Source organism: Sulfolobus sp. B1, from assembly GCF_007050195.1.
Taxonomy (GTDB): Archaea; Thermoproteota; Thermoprotei_A; order Sulfolobales; family Sulfolobaceae; genus Saccharolobus.
The window spans coordinates 1-597 of record NZ_QIMI01000355.1; the positions used below are offsets into that span (position 1 = coordinate 1).

The following is a 597-nucleotide window of genomic DNA, read 5'->3' on the forward strand; positions in this document are numbered from 1 at the left end:
GTTACCAACTGAAGATAACTTGGACTTTATCCTCTCAGCGTCGTCTAAAGTCCTGAAGTAATAGATACCGTCAAGATTACTACCCTCAATCCTAAGTCTCCTAGGACTTCCTCCAGTTGAAATCAGTATCTTCTTAAAACTGACCTTCTCGTTATTATCTAATTTAGCAACCCTATTGGATAGGTCTATTTGTATTACCCTTCTCCCCAACTCTACATTCACGGCATTGCTTTCCAGCTCTTCCCTAGTAGTGATGTATAACTGTTCCTTAGCTATCTTATCTAGTAAAAATTCTTTAGATAGGGGAACCCTGTCATATGGTAATTCCTTCTCCTCACTTATCAATAATATTTTTCCATTTTTGTCCTTTTCCCTTATCGAGAGGGAGGCGTATCCCCCAGCCAATCCTCCGCCTACTATTAAGTAATCTGTCTCCATTTCACTATTACTTGTTTTTATAGTTAAAAAGTCTTACTGTGAATATAGATTAATATTAGCCTTTTTACTTATAATCTAAGGATAAAATTTTAGTAATAAAAGGAAGAAAGTACTAGAAAAATATTCCCTAACGTTTACTTAACCTTATATAACAACTTC

The 597-nt window shown here is 35.2% G+C and carries 1 protein-coding gene; it reads right to left on the reverse strand.

All coding sequences use genetic code 11. The features are described from left to right. Nucleotides 1–438 (reverse strand): FAD-dependent oxidoreductase (locus DMP16_RS10670; protein ID WP_185957880.1); only part of this gene is annotated, 438 nt, incomplete at its 3' end. Nucleotides 439–597 lie beyond the last annotated feature (159 nt).